This is a genomic window from Desulfitobacterium chlororespirans DSM 11544, assembly GCF_900143285.1.
In the GTDB taxonomy this organism is placed as follows: Bacteria; Bacillota; Desulfitobacteriia; order Desulfitobacteriales; family Desulfitobacteriaceae; genus Desulfitobacterium; species Desulfitobacterium chlororespirans.
This window is the reverse complement of record NZ_FRDN01000025.1, coordinates 1-19808: the sequence shown is the minus strand read 5'-3', so window position 1 is coordinate 19808 and position 19808 is coordinate 1. Positions and strand designations below refer to the sequence as shown.

At 44.2% G+C, this 19808-nt stretch carries 22 protein-coding genes, 1 pseudogene and 1 riboswitch; of the genes and pseudogenes, 19 read left to right on the top strand and 4 right to left on the bottom strand.

Annotated elements, in window-relative coordinates; translation table 11 throughout:
* The first annotated feature begins 47 nt into the window (after positions 1 to 47).
* Together BUA14_RS26520 and BUA14_RS26515 are read left to right on the top strand one after the other, a co-directional pair.
* On the top strand, positions 48 to 749 hold the full coding sequence (locus BUA14_RS26520) for a hypothetical protein (protein WP_072775341.1): 702 nt from the start codon (positions 48 to 50) through the stop codon (positions 747 to 749).
* Between the two features lie 133 nt (positions 750 to 882).
* The gene (locus BUA14_RS26515) at positions 883 to 2085 is read left to right on the top strand and encodes a DUF2974 domain-containing protein (RefSeq protein WP_072775340.1); all 1203 of its coding nucleotides are present in this window, start codon (positions 883 to 885) and stop codon (positions 2083 to 2085) included.
* Between the two features lie 33 nt (positions 2086 to 2118).
* Here the strand turns inward: BUA14_RS26515 and BUA14_RS26510 are convergent, their stop codons facing one another.
* From BUA14_RS26510 to BUA14_RS26495, 4 genes are all read right to left on the bottom strand, one after another.
* A complete protein-coding gene (locus BUA14_RS26510; RefSeq protein WP_072775339.1) occupies positions 2119 to 2559 on the bottom strand; it encodes a YkvA family protein in 441 nt (146 codons plus the stop codon).
* A gap of 158 nt (positions 2560 to 2717) precedes the next feature.
* Entirely contained in the window at positions 2718 to 3776 is a 1059-nt protein-coding gene (locus BUA14_RS26505) for a nitrite reductase (RefSeq protein WP_072775338.1), read from the bottom strand.
* Between the two features lie 62 nt (positions 3777 to 3838).
* Positions 3839 to 4762: a diacylglycerol/lipid kinase family protein gene (locus tag BUA14_RS26500; RefSeq protein ID WP_072775337.1), complete on the bottom strand. Its 924-nt coding sequence runs from the start codon at positions 4760 to 4762 to the stop codon at positions 3839 to 3841.
* An 11-nt stretch (positions 4763 to 4773) separates the two neighbouring features.
* Complete coding sequence (locus BUA14_RS26495; protein WP_005808355.1) at positions 4774 to 5196, bottom strand: universal stress protein; 423 nt, start codon at positions 5194 to 5196, stop codon at positions 4774 to 4776.
* Positions 5197 to 5475: 279 nt separating this feature from the next.
* On the opposite strand from BUA14_RS26495, the gene BUA14_RS26490 reads away from it, so the two are divergent.
* The 17 genes and pseudogenes from BUA14_RS26490 to BUA14_RS26410 all read left to right on the top strand — a co-directional run.
* Positions 5476 to 6324 carry a 2-oxo acid dehydrogenase subunit E2 gene (locus BUA14_RS26490; RefSeq protein WP_072775336.1) on the top strand — a complete coding sequence of 283 codons (849 nt, stop codon included), beginning with the start codon at positions 5476 to 5478 and terminating at the stop codon, positions 6322 to 6324.
* A 97-nt stretch (positions 6325 to 6421) separates the two neighbouring features.
* The gene (locus tag BUA14_RS26485) at positions 6422 to 6628 is read left to right on the top strand and encodes a TOBE domain-containing protein (RefSeq protein WP_072775335.1); all 207 of its coding nucleotides are present in this window, start codon (positions 6422 to 6424) and stop codon (positions 6626 to 6628) included.
* A gap of 289 nt (positions 6629 to 6917) precedes the next feature.
* Positions 6918 to 7754 (top strand): undecaprenyl-diphosphate phosphatase, encoded by an 837-nt coding sequence (locus BUA14_RS26480; protein ID WP_072775334.1) that lies wholly within the window; start codon positions 6918 to 6920, stop codon positions 7752 to 7754.
* Positions 7755 to 7835: 81 nt separating this feature from the next.
* Entirely contained in the window at positions 7836 to 8393 is a 558-nt protein-coding gene (locus tag BUA14_RS26475; protein WP_035213357.1) for a LemA family protein, read from the top strand.
* Between the two features lie 34 nt (positions 8394 to 8427).
* A complete protein-coding gene (locus tag BUA14_RS26470; RefSeq protein WP_084078880.1) occupies positions 8428 to 9219 on the top strand; it encodes a TPM domain-containing protein in 792 nt (263 codons plus the stop codon).
* A 63-nt stretch (positions 9220 to 9282) separates the two neighbouring features.
* Positions 9283 to 9389: riboswitch (TPP riboswitch) on the top strand.
* A gap of 109 nt (positions 9390 to 9498) precedes the next feature.
* Complete coding sequence (locus BUA14_RS26465) at positions 9499 to 9795, top strand: thiamine-binding protein (RefSeq protein WP_072775355.1); 297 nt, start codon at positions 9499 to 9501, stop codon at positions 9793 to 9795.
* Positions 9764 to 10546 (top strand): ABC transporter permease, encoded by a 783-nt coding sequence (locus BUA14_RS26460; RefSeq protein ID WP_072775332.1) that lies wholly within the window; start codon positions 9764 to 9766, stop codon positions 10544 to 10546. The genes BUA14_RS26465 and BUA14_RS26460 overlap by 32 nt, the downstream gene beginning before the upstream one ends.
* Positions 10547 to 10579: 33 nt before the next feature.
* Positions 10580 to 11599 carry an ABC transporter substrate-binding protein gene (locus BUA14_RS26455; protein WP_072775331.1) on the top strand — a complete coding sequence of 340 codons (1020 nt, stop codon included), beginning with the start codon at positions 10580 to 10582 and terminating at the stop codon, positions 11597 to 11599.
* The gene (locus BUA14_RS26450; protein WP_242954773.1) at positions 11580 to 12344 is read left to right on the top strand and encodes an ABC transporter ATP-binding protein; all 765 of its coding nucleotides are present in this window, start codon (positions 11580 to 11582) and stop codon (positions 12342 to 12344) included. Before BUA14_RS26455 ends, BUA14_RS26450 begins: the two co-directional genes overlap by 20 nt.
* 128 nt (positions 12345 to 12472) lie before the next feature.
* Positions 12473 to 13132: a Crp/Fnr family transcriptional regulator gene (locus BUA14_RS26445; protein ID WP_072775330.1), complete on the top strand. Its 660-nt coding sequence runs from the start codon at positions 12473 to 12475 to the stop codon at positions 13130 to 13132.
* Positions 13133 to 13327: 195 nt separating this feature from the next.
* Positions 13328 to 13831 (top strand): 4Fe-4S dicluster domain-containing protein, encoded by a 504-nt coding sequence (locus BUA14_RS26440; protein ID WP_072775329.1) that lies wholly within the window; start codon positions 13328 to 13330, stop codon positions 13829 to 13831.
* Positions 13824 to 15731 (top strand): anaerobic carbon-monoxide dehydrogenase catalytic subunit, encoded by a 1908-nt coding sequence (cooS, locus tag BUA14_RS26435; RefSeq protein ID WP_072775328.1) that lies wholly within the window; start codon positions 13824 to 13826, stop codon positions 15729 to 15731. The genes BUA14_RS26440 and cooS overlap by 8 nt, the downstream gene beginning before the upstream one ends.
* Positions 15732 to 15752: 21 nt before the next feature.
* The gene (locus BUA14_RS26430; RefSeq protein WP_072775327.1) at positions 15753 to 17021 is read left to right on the top strand and encodes an NAD(P)/FAD-dependent oxidoreductase; all 1269 of its coding nucleotides are present in this window, start codon (positions 15753 to 15755) and stop codon (positions 17019 to 17021) included.
* A gap of 148 nt (positions 17022 to 17169) precedes the next feature.
* Positions 17170 to 18156 carry an SDR family NAD(P)-dependent oxidoreductase gene (locus BUA14_RS26425; RefSeq protein WP_018214181.1) on the top strand — a complete coding sequence of 329 codons (987 nt, stop codon included), beginning with the start codon at positions 17170 to 17172 and terminating at the stop codon, positions 18154 to 18156.
* 19 nt (positions 18157 to 18175) lie between these two features.
* Entirely contained in the window at positions 18176 to 18865 is a 690-nt protein-coding gene (locus BUA14_RS26420; protein WP_072775326.1) for a nucleotidyltransferase family protein, read from the top strand.
* A gap of 155 nt (positions 18866 to 19020) precedes the next feature.
* Complete coding sequence (locus BUA14_RS26415) at positions 19021 to 19371, top strand: hypothetical protein (protein ID WP_072775325.1); 351 nt, start codon at positions 19021 to 19023, stop codon at positions 19369 to 19371.
* 21 nt (positions 19372 to 19392) lie between these two features.
* Positions 19393 to 19808: pseudogene (locus tag BUA14_RS26410) on the top strand (hypothetical protein); the annotation flags it as partial.

Sequence of the window (19808 nt, the reverse complement as noted above, 5' to 3'; positions counted from 1 at the left end):
GGGAGCGATCTCCCCGATTTTATGTTTGGGAGCAAGGAGGGAAAACCATGAGCCAGATGCATCAGCAACTTATCACTGAATATACAAGGACCCGTCTCAATGAAGAAGCAGTCAGCATAGAGAGAATCTATTTCTACAAAACCGATAAACGAGTGAATCCCAAGCAAGAGGAGCCCTTTTGGCACGCGGCAGGGGATATTCCCATTCTGGTCTCAGCTCCCCACGCGGTTCGCCATTATCGCCAGAAGAAGATCAAAATGTCCGATGAGTATACTGGCTCCATTGTCTACCTGCTGAATAAGTCAACTGGTTGTCATGCTATTGCAGTGACTAAGCTTTATGGTGGGGATCCGAACGTGGATAGCCCTTGCATCTATAAAGAGAAACTTGCCCAGTTATGCAGGCAAGGCAAGATTAAGCTCCTGTTGGATATTCACGGAGCAGCCCGAGAAAGGGAATTTGATGTGGATTTTGGAACGAACAATAGGAGCAACCTACTTGAAAAAATGCATACCGATGAAATCCTGGCCCAGAACTTTCGCAATTGTGGGTTCTCAAAAATCTCCTCTGATTATTTTGCTGCATCCAGCCCGAATACGATAGCCAATTTTGCGGCCAGGGAACTGGGGATTCCAGCTGTCCAGATTGAGATTAATAAGCATTATCGTGTCCCGGCTCAAAATCCTCAAGGATTTCACCGCTTGATGGCGGCATTGGTGGAAAGCATTAACAGTGTAGGCAGAGGGTAGCAAGAAGGTTGAAAGGATATTAATCGGGAAAGAAGAATAAGATAGAAGAATAGGCTCAGCATAAAACTCAAAAATAAGACATACTAAACAGAGACTGTACTCTATTCAAGAAGTGAAGAAGAAAAGGTGTCCTATGCAAAATATATTTGATTATCTTGATTGGCGAGGGGACTTAAGCTTTGCCCAGGATGGATTTAATGAAGTAGATAATTTAATCTTTTCGGTCTTGGCTTACCTTGAATTCGATGGCATCCTCCCATCAGAGTCCTCAAGGGATTCCATATCCTTGGCGAAAGCAGGGGAAAAATACTTCAAAGGTCTTGCCCATCAGAAACTCCAGAATAGTATCAATCCTTTCTTTCGGGAGATACCTAAGCTATTGGTTAAAGCCTCGCTGGCGACTCGTTTTAAAGAAATTCAGCTGTCCAGCTATGTGAATCTTGTGGATCATGAGCTTTGTAACCAATTTTCCGCGATGGTCTTTTCCATCAGCCAAGAGGAGCATTTTATTGCCTTTCGGGGTACGGACGATACCTTGGCCGGATGGAAAGAGGATTTTCAGATGAGTTTTAGGGATGAAGTAAAGGCCCAAAGAGATGCAATTTCCTATGTAGAAAAGGTCGTGGGGAAATATCAGGGCAAGCTTTATTTAGGTGGCCATTCCAAAGGCGGAAATCTGGCGGTCTATTCTGCAGCAGCCATGGAGCCTGAGTTTCAAAGGCGAATCATTGGAGTATATAACAATGACGGCCCGGGCTTTTTGGCTCATGTCCTCGAACGAGAAGGATATCAGAGGATCCTCGACCGGATTCATACCTTTGTTCCTAAATCCTCCGTAGTAGGGATGCTCCTTGAGCATGGAGAAGAGTACATTACGGTCAACAGCAATGGTCTGAGCGTTATGCAGCATAACCCTTTCTTCTGGGAAGTAAGGGGCAGCCATTTCGTCTATGAAAAGAATTTAACCAAGGGAAGTAAGAATTTTAATAAGACTATAAGGCTTTGGCTTAATCAATTGTCCATGGAGCAGAGAGCGGAATTCGTGGATGCTTTATTTGATATTCTTCAGGCTACTGGGGCCACGACAGTCAGCGATCTGTCCCAGAAAAAGGTGACCTTGGCTAATGATATGATTAAAAGTTATAAAACCTTGGATCCCTTGACCAAATCCCATTTAAAGAAGACCCTTAAAATTTTCTTTGATAAAACCCAAAAGGTATGGATTTCGTCTTTTGAAGCCGATGTGGCATCTCTGTTGGCACGGACACCGGCTAAAAAGAAAAAAGACGTTTTTGAGATAAACAATTCGATAGAAGAAAAAAGAGACAGAACATAAACTTATTAATGAATCAGGGTTCTGGATATTTCTTTAGGTTTCCAGAACGGATTCTTCGGGATCTTTGCTTTGCTTCCACAGACTAAATTTTTGCAAATCAGAGTCCACTTGTTTTAAGACCAATCCAAGGACAAACATGTCGTCTACATAGCCAATTCCTGGAATGTAATCAAAAAGAATATCAATAGGGGATAAGAAATAGATTAAGGCAGCTAAGATAGCAATAATGGAGCCGGCGGGGATCTCTTGATAATCTTTGCTGATATAGGCTTTGACAACTTGAATCAGGATAAGGATATCCTGGTAAACTTTATGGATGGGCCCTGTATTGATGTTGAGTTTTTCTGCTTTCATAAATGCAGCATTGAGTTTATCCTGGGTAAGGTCGATATTTTGGAGGGTCTTTTTGGATTCTTCCTGATAATGACTAAACTTCGCCATAATCTTATCTTTAAGATTCTGTCCAATCTGCATACGACTTGTCCTCCTTTGCTTTAACATTATTATACCATGATCGGGGCAAAGTAATTAGAATGTTCCAGTTACATAAGACGAATGTAGGGAATGACCCTGTGTTCTTACACAAGGTTATTCCCTACATTTCAATTTATCGGAGAAATTAACGGGCCGCCTTAGCCAATTAAGGCTTTCTCTACAGTTTCAAAGCCCAAACGCTCAATCATTTGAGCAAAGCGTTCACCTTTATTGCCATGCTCCTTGTAGTATTGAATCGCTTTTTCAATGATCCCGGTAGCCTCATCTAAAGTATAAAGACCTTGGATTTCCTGACCTAAGAATTGCTTGCGTGCGGCCATCCCTCCAAGACTGATGGCGACTTGGTCTTTTTTCTTGCCAATGACGCCAATGCAGCCCACGTGAGGCATGGAACAGTTATTAAAACAGCCACTGGTAATGATTCTAAGCTTACCGGGCAGGGTCACATCATAATAACCTTTATAAATTTTTTCATTGAGTTGACTGGTGTAGCCCTCGGTGTCATAAAGACTGAATTTGCATACAGCCCCTTTACAAGTAGTTATGGGCCTTGGCCTGGGTCCTGTAGAACCGATGCTTAAACCGACTTCAGCAAGAGCTTGAGATACCTCGTTCAGGTTATCTAATAGAATACCAGGGATCTCGATATTTTCTCTTTGGGTGAGGTAAAAATGTCCGCTTCCATACTGTGTACAGATTTCGCTTACTCTTTTGGATTGCTGGGCATTTATTTTACCCCCGGGAACAACCACCCTGCAAGAAAAATGCACCCCATCTTTATTGAGAAGGAACCCCTTACCTTTTAAAAGGGCGGCCTGCTCTTGAAGCAACTCTTTGAGCCTCTGTGTAAAATGTGCCTTTACCGGTTCTACATATTCCGGCTTTAGAGAGTAACGGCTTAAGACCCGAGTGAAGTCGCGATCCAGGCCATAAGTGCCATACTCATACCATTCGGCTTCCAAGTGGCAGACAGCCTTTACTTGATCGTAGATATAGGGAGTACCACAAAAGGTTTCAAACAGAGCACTGAGTTCCTGAACTATTTGTTCTTGGGGCAAAAAAAGATTAAAGGGGCTTTTGGCTCGCTCTGATTCATAGATCCCATCGTCTTCCCAAACAAAGGGTTTATCACAACGAGCGATAATTTCTTCACAAGTTTTTATCATCTTTTCTTTTTCGTTGATGGATAACGACATCTTTAACACCTCTTCAGTTTATTTATAAAAGATGGCACACCCCATGGGGTGTACCATCATAGTTATGTCCATAATCGAATCCCTTGTGGTATTAGGGAAAAATGGACGGGTGTAAATCCGGGATGTTCCCCATCCAGCTCCAAGTAAGCCGAAGGATTAGAGATAATGGAGACCTCTTTACCACGATGGACTGTAACATCCGGAACCTCAAGATGGTGGCCTTGATAAATTTTGGGCAAATGGCGCAAGAGTTGGAACATAGAGAGGTTACCGAGAACAATGACATCAAAAAGACCATCGTCAAGCTCTGCATGAGGAGCAATCATCATTCCTCCTCCTACAAAGCGTCCATTGCCAATCCAGATACTGTTGGCTGGTCCATTGACCACGATTTTTCCATCAATGACACATTTCATGTTTTTATTTTTATAGGTCAAAATGGTCATGATGCCCCCAAGGAGGAAAGATAGTTTTCCACCGAGGAATTTGCTGTGCTGGTTAACTCGGCTAACCGCCATTCCTCCCAAACCCACATCCGCTACGTTGAGAAAATAACGAGTGTACAACTGACCCGTAGCGTCCTGATATTGAACTAGCCCGCAATCAATGGGGACAATTTTTTGTCGGTGAAGAACTTCCAGCAAAGAGGGGAGCCCTCGTTTTTGATCGAGGGTGCGTAGAAAATCTCCCCCGGTTCCATGGGAAAGAACAGCAAGACTTGCTTCAGGATTAATAGGTTTTTGATCGGCAAAAAATCCGTTCACAACCTCATTTAGAGTGCCATCGCCACCGACAGCAAGAATTTGCGTATAACTATGCATGGCCTGCCGAGTGAGATTGGTGGCATCCCCTGGTCCCGTGGTGTAAGCAAATTCAAGATTAACGCCCTGATCAAGAAGGCGCTTGTAAATTTTGGGCCAGATTTTTCGAGTTTGTCCGTTAGCCGAAGCTGGGTTAACGATAGCAAACCAGGGGTTATTATTCATTACACCATCCTCTAAGGAACTATGGTCACAGGGCAGCTTGTTTCATGAAGAACATGGGTAGCTACGCTTCCCAGAATGGCTCTCTTAACGGCACCGAGTCCCCGGTATCCCATAACAATACTGTCTACAGCACTTTCTTGGGCTTCTTTGCAAATTTCCCTACCAGGGTCCCCTGTGCGTAGGAGCGTGCGGATGGGCGCGATGGAATCTTTAGCGATTTCCAGAGAGTGATCGAGAACTTCCTTACTGGTTTCTTCCTGCATTACCTTAATCTGTTCTTGGGTGGCAAAGCGTTTTATATTGGGTGTGTTATAATTGGGTTGAACGTTTAAAAAGATAAGAAGGTCGTCCTTGCAACGTGCTAGAGTGAGAGCATAGTGAATGGCTTTGTCCGAATTCGGTGAGCCGTCTACAGGTACCAAGATTTTTGTCATATGTATCACTCCCTCAATTAAGCTTGTCTATTTTACCTTATTTTATATCATCCCATAAAAAAGTTAAACTATCAAACTTCTTTTTCACTATCATAAGTAATTATAAATTTTCTTAAAGTAGAGAACGGATTTTTCCTAAGGGTTTAATCGGACAGATTTTATTGATTGAAAATATAAATAGAAAAATTTTGCATTAATAATATGGAAAGAAGGGATTATCTGATTCTTAGAGAAATTTATTGAAAGGAAGCTCAATTAAGAAGCAAAGGGGAGATTTGGATGCGACGAAGTGACGGGAGGCTTCTCAAGTCTTTAAGCCCTTTTGTAAGGATTATTCCCCACATTATGACCAAGCGAAGTGATGCTCAAAATTTTTATAAGCAAGTCGTTGCTGTTGATAAAATTGATCAATATATCAAAGAAAAGAAAGATCAAGGGATTAGGCTCAACTACTTGCACCTATTCATTGCAGTCTATGTGCGTGTTCTCGCTCAACGCCCACAACTGAACCGCTTTGTCATGAATAATGAAATCTATACCCGATATGATATCCGTATCTCTATGGCCATTAAGCGCCTCTTAAAGGATGACGGTGAAGAGACAACAGTTAAATTCCTCTTTTCAGGTCTGGAAAGCATCGAAGAGATTGTCAAAATCGTGGATCAGACTATAGAGGAAGGTTGTGCGACAGGAGCTACCAATGAGGTGGATGCTATTGCTCAACGTATTATGTCTTTACCTAATAGTCAAGTGAAGCTTTTAGTAGGGACGCTAAAGTGGATGGATCGGCATAATTTACTGCCGAAAAAGATTATTGAAGCCAGTCCTTTTCACACATCTCTTTTCTTTACCTATCTCAAATCCATCAATCTGGATTTTATCTACCATCATCTCTACGATTTTGGTACGACAGGGATTTTTGTCGCCTTAGGGAAGAGCAAAAAATTACCCGTAGTTGAAGAGGATCAGGTAGTGGTCAAAAAATGCTGTGAGATCGGCTATGTTTTGGACGAGCGGATTTGTGACGGACTCTACTACTCCAATTCCTTTAAATTAGTCAAGAAGTACCTGGCAAACCCTTATCTACTTGATGAAAGGCTGGAGAAGGTAGAGGAAGATGTGAACTAGAGCGCATAACTATCTGTGAATAGAGTCGGAATCTTGTTTGAAATGTATTGCGAGTGTGCATACTAATTTAAATATTAAACAAGGAGGAATTATCTAAATGAGATTATCGGCTAGAAATCAATTAAAAGGCAAAATTACGGAGGTTAAAAAGGGCCCCGTGTCAACAGAAGTGGTTCTGGATATTAATGGTCAGTCAATTACAGCGAGTATAACTTCTGGTTCAGCAGAATCTTTGGGATTAAAAGTAGGTGATGACGCAATTGCCGTTATCAAAGCAAGTTCAGTCATGATTGGTCTTGAATAATCTTAAAAAGTTTTCTTTGGGCAGTTGGCTGATTACCTCCCAGGATAGATATAACTCTATTCTGGGAGGTAATCCTTTTATCATAGGTTTTGATGAGCGAATTAAGAAAAAGTTAATAAATACTAGTATAATCCTTAAGGTTAGGCTAGACATAATCAGGTATAATACGTATATGGATAGCGACATGTGTCGAAGAATGAAGGGGGAATGCGGCTACCCATTCAGAAACCGAATTGGTATAATGGGCGTGATGTAATTAAATCTATAGAAAATGTAATCAGGAGGAATTATGGCATTAGTAGAGATTTTTAAAGCGATTTTATTAGGTATTGTAGAAGGGATTACAGAATGGCTGCCCATCAGTAGCACGGGGCATATGATATTGGTGGATGAGTTTATTAAGCTGAACATGTCCGCGGCCTTTATGGAAATGTTTTTCGTGGTCATTCAGTTGGGAGCTATTTTGGCTGTTGTGCTATTGTATTGGAAGAAGCTCAATCCCTTTACATTCGATAGAGGGGTTTCCGTCAAGCAGGAAACCATAGAAATGTGGCTCAAAATCATTGTGTCCTGTATTCCGGCCGGTGTTATCGGTCTATTGTGGGACGACGTGTTTAACGCTCTTTTTTATAACTATCAAACCGTTGCCGTTATGCTGATTATATTTGGAATTCTCTTTATTGTTATTGAGAATTATAATAAGGGGAAAAGGCCTCGGGTCAATCACTTATCACAAATTACTTACACCACAGCGTTCATGATCGGAATATTTCAATTGATTGCCGCCATATTCCCGGGAACTTCCCGTTCTGGTGCTACTATTGTAGGAGGACTTTTGCTGGGAGTATCTCGAACCGTAGCGGCTGAATTTACGTTTTTTCTCGCTATCCCCGTTATGTTTGGGGCCAGTGCACTTAAACTTTTGAAGTTTGGTTTCAACTTTACAGGTCCGGAGTTGATGATTCTATTAATAGGAATGGTAGTGGCCTTTATAGTATCCGTAATCTCCATTAAGTTTCTAATGGGATATATCAAAAAGAATGACTTTAAGATCTTTGGCTGGTACCGCATCATCTTAGGTGTGATTGTGCTTCTGTATTTTTCAGCCAGGACTATTATAGGTTAGGTTTGATCTGAAAAGCTGAATCAACTTAAGAAATGGTATAACAATAGAGAGTAAGAAAGAAATATGAATGGAGGAAGCGTTATGAAAAAGTGGCTGATTCCCGTGGGGATAATTATCATTCTGGCTATGATCCTGGGGTCTGGTTATAATAACTTAGTGACTCTTTCGGAGACTGTGGACAGCAGCTGGAGTCAGGTAGAGAACCAGCTTCAGCGCCGAGCAGATCTCATTCCGAATCTGGTCAATACCGTCAAAGGATATGCTGAACATGAAAGTGAAGTGTTTACGGATGTAGCTGACGCCAGATCCCGACTGATCGGGGCAGGCAGTGTGGGAGAGGCTGCTGAGGCGGACGCGGCGCTAAGCAGTGCTTTGAGCCGATTACTGGCTATTTCTGAAAGTTATCCTCAGTTAAAAGCTGATGCTAATTTCCGGGCGTTGCAGGATGAATTGGCAGGAACGGAAAACCGCATTGCTACAGCACGCATGGACTATAATAATGAGGTACAATCCTATAATACGAAGATAAAACGTTTCCCGGCCACGCTTTATGCGGGTATTCTTGGTTTTGATGAGCGAGAGTATTTTAAGGCTGATGCGGGTGCTCATGAAGCTCCCACCGTGGATTTTTCCAAGTAACGGCTTGTCCAGATGGCACTATCAAATAGGTTAAATGAAGGGAATGAAGCCTATGAAGAGGAAACTCCGGCTTGCCGGATTGATACTGTTCTTCCTTACTTTAGCTTTTCCTTTGCAGGCGGCTACCCCTTCGATCCCGCAGCCTACCCGTGACTTTTTCGTGCTGGATGAAGCCGATGTTCTTGACTCAAGCACCGAGAGGATTATTATCCAAAGCTCGGCGGACTTGGAGAGAAAGACCAAAGCCCAGATTGTAGTGGTTACAGTCAACGATCTGAAAGGATATGGATCGGAAGAATATGCTCTAGCCATCTTGAGAGAATGGGGGATCGGTGATGAAAAGCTAAACAACGGGTTACTGATCTTAGTATCCCCTACGGAGGGGGAGGCCAGGATAGAGGTGGGTTATGGCTTAGAAGGGGCTCTTCCCGATGCTAAAACCGGCCGAATTCAAGATGAATATATGATTCCCTATTTTCAAGAAGGGGATTATAACCAAGGCATCTTAAATGGCTATCGAGCCTTTGTTCAGGAAGTTGCTAAAGAGTATCAAGTTGTGATGGATATTGACTCTCCGAAGGCTTTGTACACTTCGTCTGATTATGGAGATGGAACCAATACCTTTGCTTCCCTGCCTCTTGGGGTTAAAATCCTAGCCTTTTTCGGCATCGTCTTCCTATTTTATATTGACCACCGTTACTTTAACGGCTTTATCTTCGGCATGATTATTGGCATGCTCATGAGAGGTGGCCGCGGTGGCGGAGGCGGAGGCTTCGGAGGCGGTGGGGGTTCCGGCGGTGGCGGAGGCAGCACACGACGTTGGTAATAACTCATTGTGAGCTTTGGCCTTCTTGACACCTTAAGATTAAGGTGCTATGATGCAAAAAAGAGAATAGTATTGGGGAGCTGGAAAACGGCTGAGAGGGAAACGATTGTTTCCGACCCATTGACCTGATCTAGGTAATGCTAGCGGAGGGACTTAGGATACATGAGCTTCTGGCTACATGTCCTGAATTGTTTTGGAAAACCTTCTGATTGCAGAAGGTTTTTTATTATGCATTACCCTCCTCAAGTGTAAATGAAGATGAAAGAAGGAGAAAAGGAAATGATTAATGCAAGTGTAGCTATTCAAGTATTACCGGCTGTGGAAGGACAAGAAGTGATCCGTGTGGTGGACAAAGTCATTGAATATTTAAAATCCTCAGGGCTTAATGTCTACGTAGGTCCTTTTGAAACGACCGTCGAAGGGGAATACGACCAACTTATGGAAATGGTCAAACGCTGCCAGCTGATCTGCATTGAAGAAGGGGCACCCAGTGTCATGTCCTATGTAAAAATTAGCTATAAGCCGGAAGGCGGGATTTGGACCATTGATGAAAAGGTTACAAAGCATCACCAATAAGCTTTACCCAACGGCGGTACTTCTGCTCTTGCTTATCTTCTGGTATCTGGCTACTCTTCTTGAAATGGTGCCAAAATTCATGCTCCCATCCCCTGGAGATGTGATTCGGGCTTTAGCAGGTTCTTTTCCTGAGCTTATGAAGCACGCCCAGATCACCTTGACGGAGGCTTTCATAGGATTAATCCTCAGTATTCTTTTGGCTTTTTGGATTGCGCTTTTGATGGATCGTTTCGATGCTCTTTATAAAGCCTTCCATCCTATCCTGGTAATTACTCAGACTATTCCTACGGTAGCCATAGCCCCTTTGTTAGTGTTATGGCTGGGCTATGATATGGCACCAAAGATTACGCTTGTCGTGCTGACCTGTTTTTTTCCTATGACCATTGCTCTTTTAGGCGGATTTAAATCGTCGGATCAAGACGCTATGAATCTCATGCGAGCTATGGGGGCTAAAAAGTGGCAGATCTACCGGTATATTAAGCTGCCTAATGCTCTGCCCGGCTTTTTCTCAGGTTTACGCATCTCGGTGTCCTATTCTATTGTCGGCGCAGTTATCGCTGAATGGCTGGGAGGAAACAGTGGTCTTGGCGTGTATATGACCCGGGTCAGAAAATCCTATTCTTTTGATAAAATGTTCGCGGTGATTTTTTTGATCATCATATTGAGCTTAGTGCTTATGAAATGTGTGGAGCTTTTGGAACGAAAAGCTATGCCCTGGGCACAGACCGGGGAACAGCAAAATGAAGGCTGAGGGCCGAATAGTGTTTAAGGAGAATGTTGAGATATGAAAAAGCGATGCATAGCAATTCTTATGAGTGTTTTTGTGGTTTTAGGATTAGTGGGGTGTGGTGTTCAGAATAATACGATCAACACTGGGAATGAAAAGCAAGGTGCACAAGAAAATAAAAAAATCACCTTTGTCCTGGACTGGACACCAAATACCAATCACACCGGTGTCTATGTGGCTAAAGAATTAGGCTATTTCCAAGAATCAGGTTTAGAGGTGGATATTGTGCAGCCACCTGAAGGAGGGGCACTGCCATTGGTAGCAGCCGGGAGAGCTGAATTTTGTGTAACCTTCCAGGAAGAACTTGCAGCTGCTCTTACCTCAGACAGTCCCCTGGATATGGTAGCTGTAGGGACTGTTTTGCAGCACAATACTTCGGGAATTATCTCCTTGAAGGAAGATAACATTACCAGACCGAAGGATATGGAGAACAAGGTCTATGCCACATGGGATTCTCCTGTGGAAAAAGCGATTATTAAACAAGTCATCGAGAAAGACGGCGGTAAATATGAGGCTATCAAAATGATTCCTAATACAGTAACTGATGTGATCTCGGCTCTGAAAACCGATGTGGATGCTATTTGGGTGTATTATGGATGGGATGGCGTGGCAACAGAGGTGAAAGGCCTGGATACCAATTATTTTGCGTTCAAAGATATTGACCCTGTCTTAGACTTTTATACCCCGATCATAGCTGCCAGTCCCCAGTATTTAGAAAAGAACCAGGACACAGCTAAAGCATTTTTAGCTGCTGTAGCAAAAGGGTATGAATACGCTATAGCACACCCCGAAGAAGCCGCTGAAATTCTGGTCAAACATGCCCCGGAATTGGACCAGGAGCTTATAACGGCCAGCCAAAAGTATTTAGCCAAGGAGTATAAGGCTGAAGCAGAGCGGTGGGGCTTCATCGATCAGGCCCGTTGGGATAATTTTTATGCTTGGATGGCAGATAATCAATTGATCTCTAAAAAGATTGAGCCAGGACAAGGTTTTACTAATGCCTACTTACCGCAGTAAGATGGATAAGATAAAGCTTGAGACGCAAAATATCTCAAAGGGTTTTGCGGGAGAATTAACGATTAAAGACATCAATATCAGGCTCGGCGAAAAGGAGCTGGTAAGCCTCCTGGGAGTAAGCGGTATCGGCAAAAGCACTCTTTTTAATGTTATCGCCGGTGTCCTTACCCCTGATTCAGGACGAGTGCTTCTCAACGCTCAGGATATTACGGGTCAGGCCGGTAAAGTAAGCTATATGCAGCAAAAGGATCTGATGCAGCCTCATTTGACTGTGTTGGACAATGTCGCCCTCCCTCTTTTCATTCGGGGAGTAAAGAAGAGCCAAGCCCGTGAAGAGGCCTTCAGCCATTTCAAGGAGTTCGGGTTGGAAGGGGCCGAGAAGAAGTACCCTGCCCAGCTTTCCGGAGGGATGCGGCAAAGAGCAGCCTTGCTCAGAACCTATATGTTCTCTCGAGATGTGGCGCTCTTTGACGAACCTTTTTCCGCCCTGGATGCCATTACTAAGAGCTCCATGCATCGCTGGTATTTGGATCTCATGGGCCGAATCGATATGTCGGCTTTATTTATCACCCATGATATCGACGAAGCCATCCTGCTTTCCGACCGGGTGTACATTATGACCGGGCCCCCAGGAAGAATCGCCCATGAGATTATTATTGATACCCCGCGGCCCCGGGGAGAAGAATTCCGGATATCTGATGCTTTTATGGGGTACAAGAGACAAATCATTAAGTTATTAAGCTAATAGGATTTATTACCCAAGCTCTATGAAAAGTAGAACTTGGGTGTTTTATTTAAAGGACTTTTTAAAATTTTCTAGAAATCTTGTATGAAATCATGTCTTTGGTACACCTGTAGAAGGGATGTGGAGCAATGTCCAACCCTAAAACAATACCAGATCTTGATCGATTTGCTTTTTTTCACGGATTACCTCCTGCTTTTCTCCAGATCTGGAAAAGAAATTTTAATAGGATGAGCTTCACAAAGAGGCAAAGATTAGTTTTCCCCTCTTCCTGTTCAGATGTAATTTTCTTTGTTCTTTCTGGCAAGGTGAAAATTGCCTATACATCAGAGGATGGTAAGGAATTCGCTATTGCGATTCTTTCGGCAGGGGAGGTTTATAGCGAACATTCCTTAGCGTTGGCAACAGCCATCGAAAAAACAGAAGTTCTATATGTCAGTATGGCTGACTTTAAAGCTATGATGGATGAATGTCCGGAACTCGCCCGGCATTTGGTCCGCCTTCTGGGTAAAATTCTTCGCCTAACCAATGATTTGATTGTTGATTTAGCTTTTCGTGAGACCTCCTCCCGTCTGGCGCGTGTTTTTCGGCGTACCATGCAGGGTAAGAATGATAACGCTATTTACCTTACCCATGAGGAACTGGCATCTCTTAGCGGAAGTACACGCCAGACGATCAATGAAATCTTACGCCATTGGGAGCAGCAGGGGATCGTGGCTTTGCACCGGGGATATGTGGTGCTATTGCTGCCCGAGCGACTATGGGAGAAGATCAGTCATGAATATTCATAATGGAGGGGCTTAAAAGGGTACTGTTTTCAGTACCTTTTTCATTTGCATTCGCTTCGCTGCTTTGCCGCAAGCGATATAAAGAAAATATTCATATGTTTTAATTTATGTCGCCAAGCTGACGGTAATTATCTGAATATTATAATAGTATAGAGTTGTCAGAGTTAGCTTGTGTATTTTTGGGTAAGGAGGGATAACGTGAAACAATTACTGGTACGCACAGAGCATTGTGTGGGTTGTAAAAGCTGTGAATTGGCCTGTGCTGTGGCTCATTCCCAATCCAAGCAATTGTTTGCAGCAATCTTTGAGCCTGAACGCCCACAAAAAAGAGTCTTTGTGGAGACGGATGGGGAAGTGATTATGCCCCTGCAATGCCGGCAATGTTCAGACACACCTTGTGTTTATGCATGTATGGCTGGGGCCATGAGGATTGATTCTACGACCGGTTTGGTGCAGGTTAAGACGGAAAAATGTGTCGGTTGTTGGATGTGTGTTATGGTCTGTCCTTTCGGGGTTATTACAGAAGGGCCTGATCATCAGGTTGTAAAATGCGATCGTTGTCGGGAGTTAGCTTATGAACCGGCTTGTGTCCCGGCATGTCCGACTAAGGCCCTGCAATTTGTGGAAGTGGATGGATATGCGAGCGAAATACGGAAGTCTTGGATGAACCATCTTAAGGAGGAGGTTGGTAACCATGCATAATGTACGCAGCATTGATCCGGCGGCTCAGGAACTCTTAAAAAAGGCCTATAGGGATGGAATTGAAACCGTTTGGGAGCGCTATGATAAACAACAGCCGCAGTGCGGATTTGGGAGTTTAGGGCTCTGTTGCCGTCACTGTATTCAGGGACCTTGTCGGATTGATCCCTTTGGGCAAGGACCGGATAAAGGAATTTGCGGCGCCACAGCCGACGTGATCGTAGCTCGGAACCTGCTTCGCCAGGTAGCCGCCGGGGCTGCAGCTCATGTGGATCATGCTTATGATGCGGTGGAGGCCCTAGAGATGGCGGCCCAAGGTAAGATCGATTACCCTATAACAGATGTCGGGAAGTTGAAAGCCATTGCTTCAGGGTTGGGCATAGATAGTGAAGGTAAAGAGCCTGATGCGTTAGCTTTGGAAGTGGTTCATGTAGCCTATGGAGATATGGGAAACCATCATAATCGGCCTATGAAATGGGTGAGTGCCCATGCACCAAAACAACGTCTCGAGGTATGGGAGTCTTTAGGGATCATACCCCGGAATCCGGATCGGGAAATTCGGGAGGCCATGCATCAGACAACCATGGGAATGGATGCAGATCCGGTAAACCTTCTTTTAGCGACGGCTAAACAGGGACTGGTGGATGGCTACGCCGGCCTAAAGCTGGCAACAGATATGCAGGATATTTTATTCGGAACACCGGCTCCTGTGGTGACCGAAGCCAATTTAGGAGTACTTAAAGAGGATTATGTAAACCTGATCGTTCATGGCCATGTTCCCCTTCTTTCTGAAAAAATTGTCCAGTGGGCGAAGACTCTTTCTCCTGAAGCAGAGGCAGTGGGAGCCAAAGGAGTCCAGGTGGCTGGAATCTGCTGCACAGGCAATGAAGTTCTCATGCGTCAAGGAGTTCCTTTGGCCACGAATTACCTTGCTCAAGAATTGGCTATTGTCACCGGGGCTGTGGATGCCATGGTCGTCGATGTCCAATGCATTATGCCCTCCTTGAGCCAAATCTCCTCTTGTTATCATACGGAATTGATCACCACCATGCCTATTGTGAAGATTCCTGGAGCCACTCATGTTCCTTTTGCTCTGGAAAAAGCCGATGAAGCAGCTCAGGAGATTGTTAGGAAGGCCATTGCGGCGTATGCCCGCCGGGATCCCAACAAGGTTCATATACCTGATTATCGGGAAAAAATAATTGCCGGCTTCAGCGTAGAAGCCATTGCAGGCGCTTTGGGCAAGCTGGATGCAGATCAACCTTTAAAGCCATTAGTGGATAATATTGTTAACGGCAATATCGTTGGTGTTGTAGCTACAGTAGGCTGTAATAATGTCAAGGTGACTCAGGATATCTTTCATGTGGAAATGGTCAAAGAACTTTTGAAGAACAATGTCCTTGTCGTGGCGACCGGCTGCTCTGCCCATGCTTTGGCTAAAGCAGGAATGATGAACTCCGAGGGGACCGAACAATATGCCGGGAGTACCCTCAAAGCCGTTCTCAGAGCTATCGGCGAGGCAGCCGGTCTCGGTGCTCCGCTTCCCCCGGTGCTGCACATGGGAAGTTGTGTGGATAATTCCCGCATCGGTGATTTAGTCACAGCACTAGCTAATTATCTCGGTGTGGACTCGGCCGCTTTGCCTGTGGCAGCCAGCGCTCCTGAACCCCAGCATGAAAAGGCTCTCAGCATCGGGACTTGGGCTGTGGCCATGGGAATAACTACTCATTTGGGTGTTATACCTCCTGTCCTGGGCAGCAAGCAGGTGACAGAACTTCTCACTGTAGGTCTTGCAGAAGTTATCGGTGGCAAATTCTATGTAGAAACAGAACCTCAAAAAGCTGCTCTGGGGCTTATTGAGGATATACGGAAGAAGCGGCGGGCATTGGGCTTGGATCAATAAGCCTTGGGGAGGAAAAACTCTATGAACTATATCATCATCGGTAACAGTGCCGCTGGGCTTTTTGCTGCAGAAGGGCTGCGAAAGGTTGATCCTCAGGGGGAAATAACAGTCCTAACGGCAGATTACTATCCTCCCTACTCCCGGTGTCTGACCACCTATTACTTAGCCGGAGATATCAGAGAAGAACAGCTCTTTCTTCGTACGACTGAGGAACTGGCGAAACTGAATCTTGATATCCATTATAGGGTCAGGGTAACAGGACTTGATCCGGAGGGGCAAAAGGTTAGTACGGCTTCCGGTGAAGTCTTTGACTATGATCGGTGTCTAATAGCCACCGGAGCTTCAGCAGTCAGGTTGGATATTCCCGGGGCCGCCTTGCCTGAAGTATTTACCCTGCGTCATCTGGAAAATGCCCAAGCTATCAAAAAAATGATCAAACCAGGACGAAAGGCTGTTATTATCGGAGGCGGATTAGTCAGTTTAAAATCAGCCTACGCCTTACGTAAGCAAGGGATGGAAGTCCATGTGATAGTTTCCTCAGGATATATCCTATCTCAAATGCTCAATTCATCAGCAGCTGAAAGGTTGGAGGAACATCTTAAAGCTCATGGTATCCATATCAGCCTCAATTCGGATATAGCTGCTATTAAAGGAAAAGAGCATGTAGAAGCGGTTGAACTTAAATGTGGCAGGATAGTTGATACGAATTTGGTAATCATAGGCAAAGGAGTCCAGCCTAATGTAGAGCCTTTCCTAAACTCGGGTCTCAAGATAAACCATGGTATCCTGGTCAACGAGTATTTGGAAACCAACATTCCCCATGTGTACGCAGCAGGAGATGTGGCAGAAACCTGGGACTTTCTTCGGGAATGCCCACGTATCAATGCCGTTTGGCCTAATGCCACGGAACAGGGGAGGACCGCTGCTTTGAATATGGCCGGTAGAAAAACCATCTATAAGGGCTCGATGGCGATGAATTCAGTGGATTTCTTCGGTTTAAGAATTATCTCCGGGGGAGTCGTTACCCCCCCTGCACATAAGAAGGACATTGAAGATGCTCTTCCTTGGAAAGTAACGGAAGGTCAGGAGAGCTGGTCGAAGCCTTCGGCAAAGGCATCTACCCATCAATCATTGATATGGAAAGGAAATTATCTGAAAGGCTATGTCCTAATCGGGTACCCCGAGCGAGCGGGGCTCCTTACAGCGATGATTCAGACTCAAGAGCCTCTTGCTCCGGAAGTGCAAAGGAATATTGAGGCAGGAAAAAGGAAAATAACGAGGCTTAGGTAACCAAAAGAGTAACATCTGAAGATTTCGGGTGTTACTCTTTTTATTACTTAGAAATGTCCTTCTTGCCAATGGCTGAGTATGCAAAAAGTGTCAGATATTCGTGAATAGACATAAGATGTAGAGATACGGTAGAAGGGAGAATGGCCTAATGTGGAAAGGTAAAAAAGTTTTAGTTACAGGTGCAGGTGGCTTTATCGGCAGCCATTTAACTGAGGCTTTAGTCAAAGCAGGAGCCGATGTTCGTGTATTTATACGTTACAATTCCCGTGATGGACGAGGAAATCTGGAAGATCTGGAGCCTTCACTCCTTAATCAAATTGAAATCATTGCTGGGGATTTGCGTGATGCCGATGTGATCGATCGGGCTGTCAAAGGAAATGATGTGGTTTTTCACTTAGCAGCTTTAGTGGGTATTCCTTACTCCTATAAAAACCCACGTGAAGTGGTTGAGACTAATATTTTTGGTACCTTTAATATTCTTATAGCAGGGCGTGATCATGAGGTAAGCCGGGTTGTGAGTACCTCTACCAGTGAAGTGTATGGTTCCGCTCAATATGTACCCATTGACGAGAATCATCCTCTCCAAGGGCAGTCTCCCTATTCTGCCAGCAAGATCGGGGCGGATAAATTAGCGGAAAGCTTTTATGCTTCCTATAATCTTCCTGTGGCCACGATTCGTCCTTTTAACTGTTACGGACCGAGACAATCAGCCCGGGCAATTATCCCCACCTTAATTACTCAGGCTCTGGCAAGTTCAGAGATTAAGCTTGGTAATCTTGAAGCCAAACGGGATTTTACCTTTGTATCCGATACCGTGGCAGGATTTATGGCAGCCGCGCTTTCACCGAAGGCAGTAGGTAGAGTTATTAATGTGGGCTCTGGTCAGGAAATCTCGATCGGTGAGCTTGCCCAAATTATCCTTGAAACAACCCAAAGCTCTGCTAAGCTGGTCATTGACCAGGAGAGGGTTCGTCCGAGCAAAAGTGAAGTCAATCGACTCTTGGCTGATAGCCGCTTAGCTAAAGAAATTATGGATTGGGAGCCCCAGGTTTCCTTGACAGAAGGAATTCTAAAAACTATGGCCTGGATCGAAAAAAATCTGGATCGTTTTCAGATAGGAAAATACCAAATCTAGCAACGAAGAAGGGGATGCGATGCAAACCATAATATTAGCTGGCGGAAGAGGAGCCCGGCTGGATCCTTATAGCCGGATTTTACCCAAACCCCTTTTTCCTATAGGGGATAAGCCCATAGCAGCTATCTTAATTGAGCAGCTTAAAAAAGCTGGAACAGATGAAGTAATTATGTGCTTAGGTTATCTTTCAGATTTAATAAAGACCTATTTTCAGGACGGCAGTGAATTCGGGCTCACTATTCGTTACTCAGTAGAATCTGAGCCCTTAGGGACAGCAGGCCCTTTAAAAGGAGTCGAGGGTTTGAAGGATAATTTTGTAGTCGTCAATGGAGATGAGTTAACCACTTTGGATTTTCGTGCCCTCTATGAGCACCACAGGACAGTACAGGCAGATATGACCGTTGCTGTCCAGAAAAAGACCACTCACTCTTCTTTTGGTGTTCTGGAAATTCAAGATGGCCAGGTTATTGCCTATGCAGAGAAGCCAACTCTTAATTACTGGGCTAGCATGGGAATCTATGTGATCAATAAAACCGTCCTTTCCTATATCCCGGACAATGAAAAATATGACATGCCCAATTTGGTTCAGTGCCTTATCCAAAATGGAGCGAAGGTTAGCAGTTATGAGAGTCAGGATCTTTGGTTTGATATCGGAACCTTAGGCGATTTAGAAAAAGCCAAAGAGCAATTAGAGAAGTTTAAGTTCTAAAAAAATCAGGAGTTCCTTTTTCTCAAAGGTGTTGAGGATTACTTCATTATGCTTGGTATAGCGAATTAAAAATAATAATATTTTTCCCAGAAAAAGGTAACCCATAAAGGACAAGAGCCATAAGATAGAGTGAAGTTAAATTAAGGAGGTGTAACATGGCTTTTTTAACGACGGGTTTGATCGACAATACTCCTGTTTTCGGAGTTCGGCCAAGTTCCTCCCTTTCTGTTTTGGTCACGAGCAATGTTGATACTTTAGAATCGGTGCTGCTGAGAGGTTATTACCTCAGTGGTAACTCGAAAGTACTGTATGTGGAAGAGTTGTTCACCATTGGACCAGCGGAAGTGAAATTAAGGGACTATTATGCAAACTTGGATGGAATTGAGTTCCAATTCATTGTCAGTTCCCAGGGTGTCAATGCAACCCTGTGGGGGAAAGATGCGGAGGGAAATTTGCAGACGGCGCATAGAGTCGTTGCTCAAGAATTAGATGAATTGGATATTTGAAAAAAGTAAGGAGATGTTGGGATGGCAGAGTTAACCACCGGTTTGATAGATAACTTTCCGGTTAATGGGGTGCGCCCCTCAGTATCGGTAGCCATTAGAATTACCAATGATGGCGATTCTGTAGAGACGGTTGAAACAATAGGCTATTATCTCAATGGCCTTTTCAAAGAAGTGTATGTTTTAGAACTAGTCACCGTTATTCCCGGTGAGGTTGTGCTTAGAGAGTACTATGCCGATTTGGATGCTTTCGAATTTGTATTTTCCACAAGTTCTGAAACGGTAGTCATATCGGTTTGGGGTAAGGATGCTGAAGGAAATTTGGTGGACGCTCATCGGGTGCTTCCCGCTGAGTTAGATTCGCTGGAACAGGTAATAGGACCGACCGGGACAACAGGGGCAACTGGAGCCACAGGAGCCACCGGAGCTACAGGTGACAC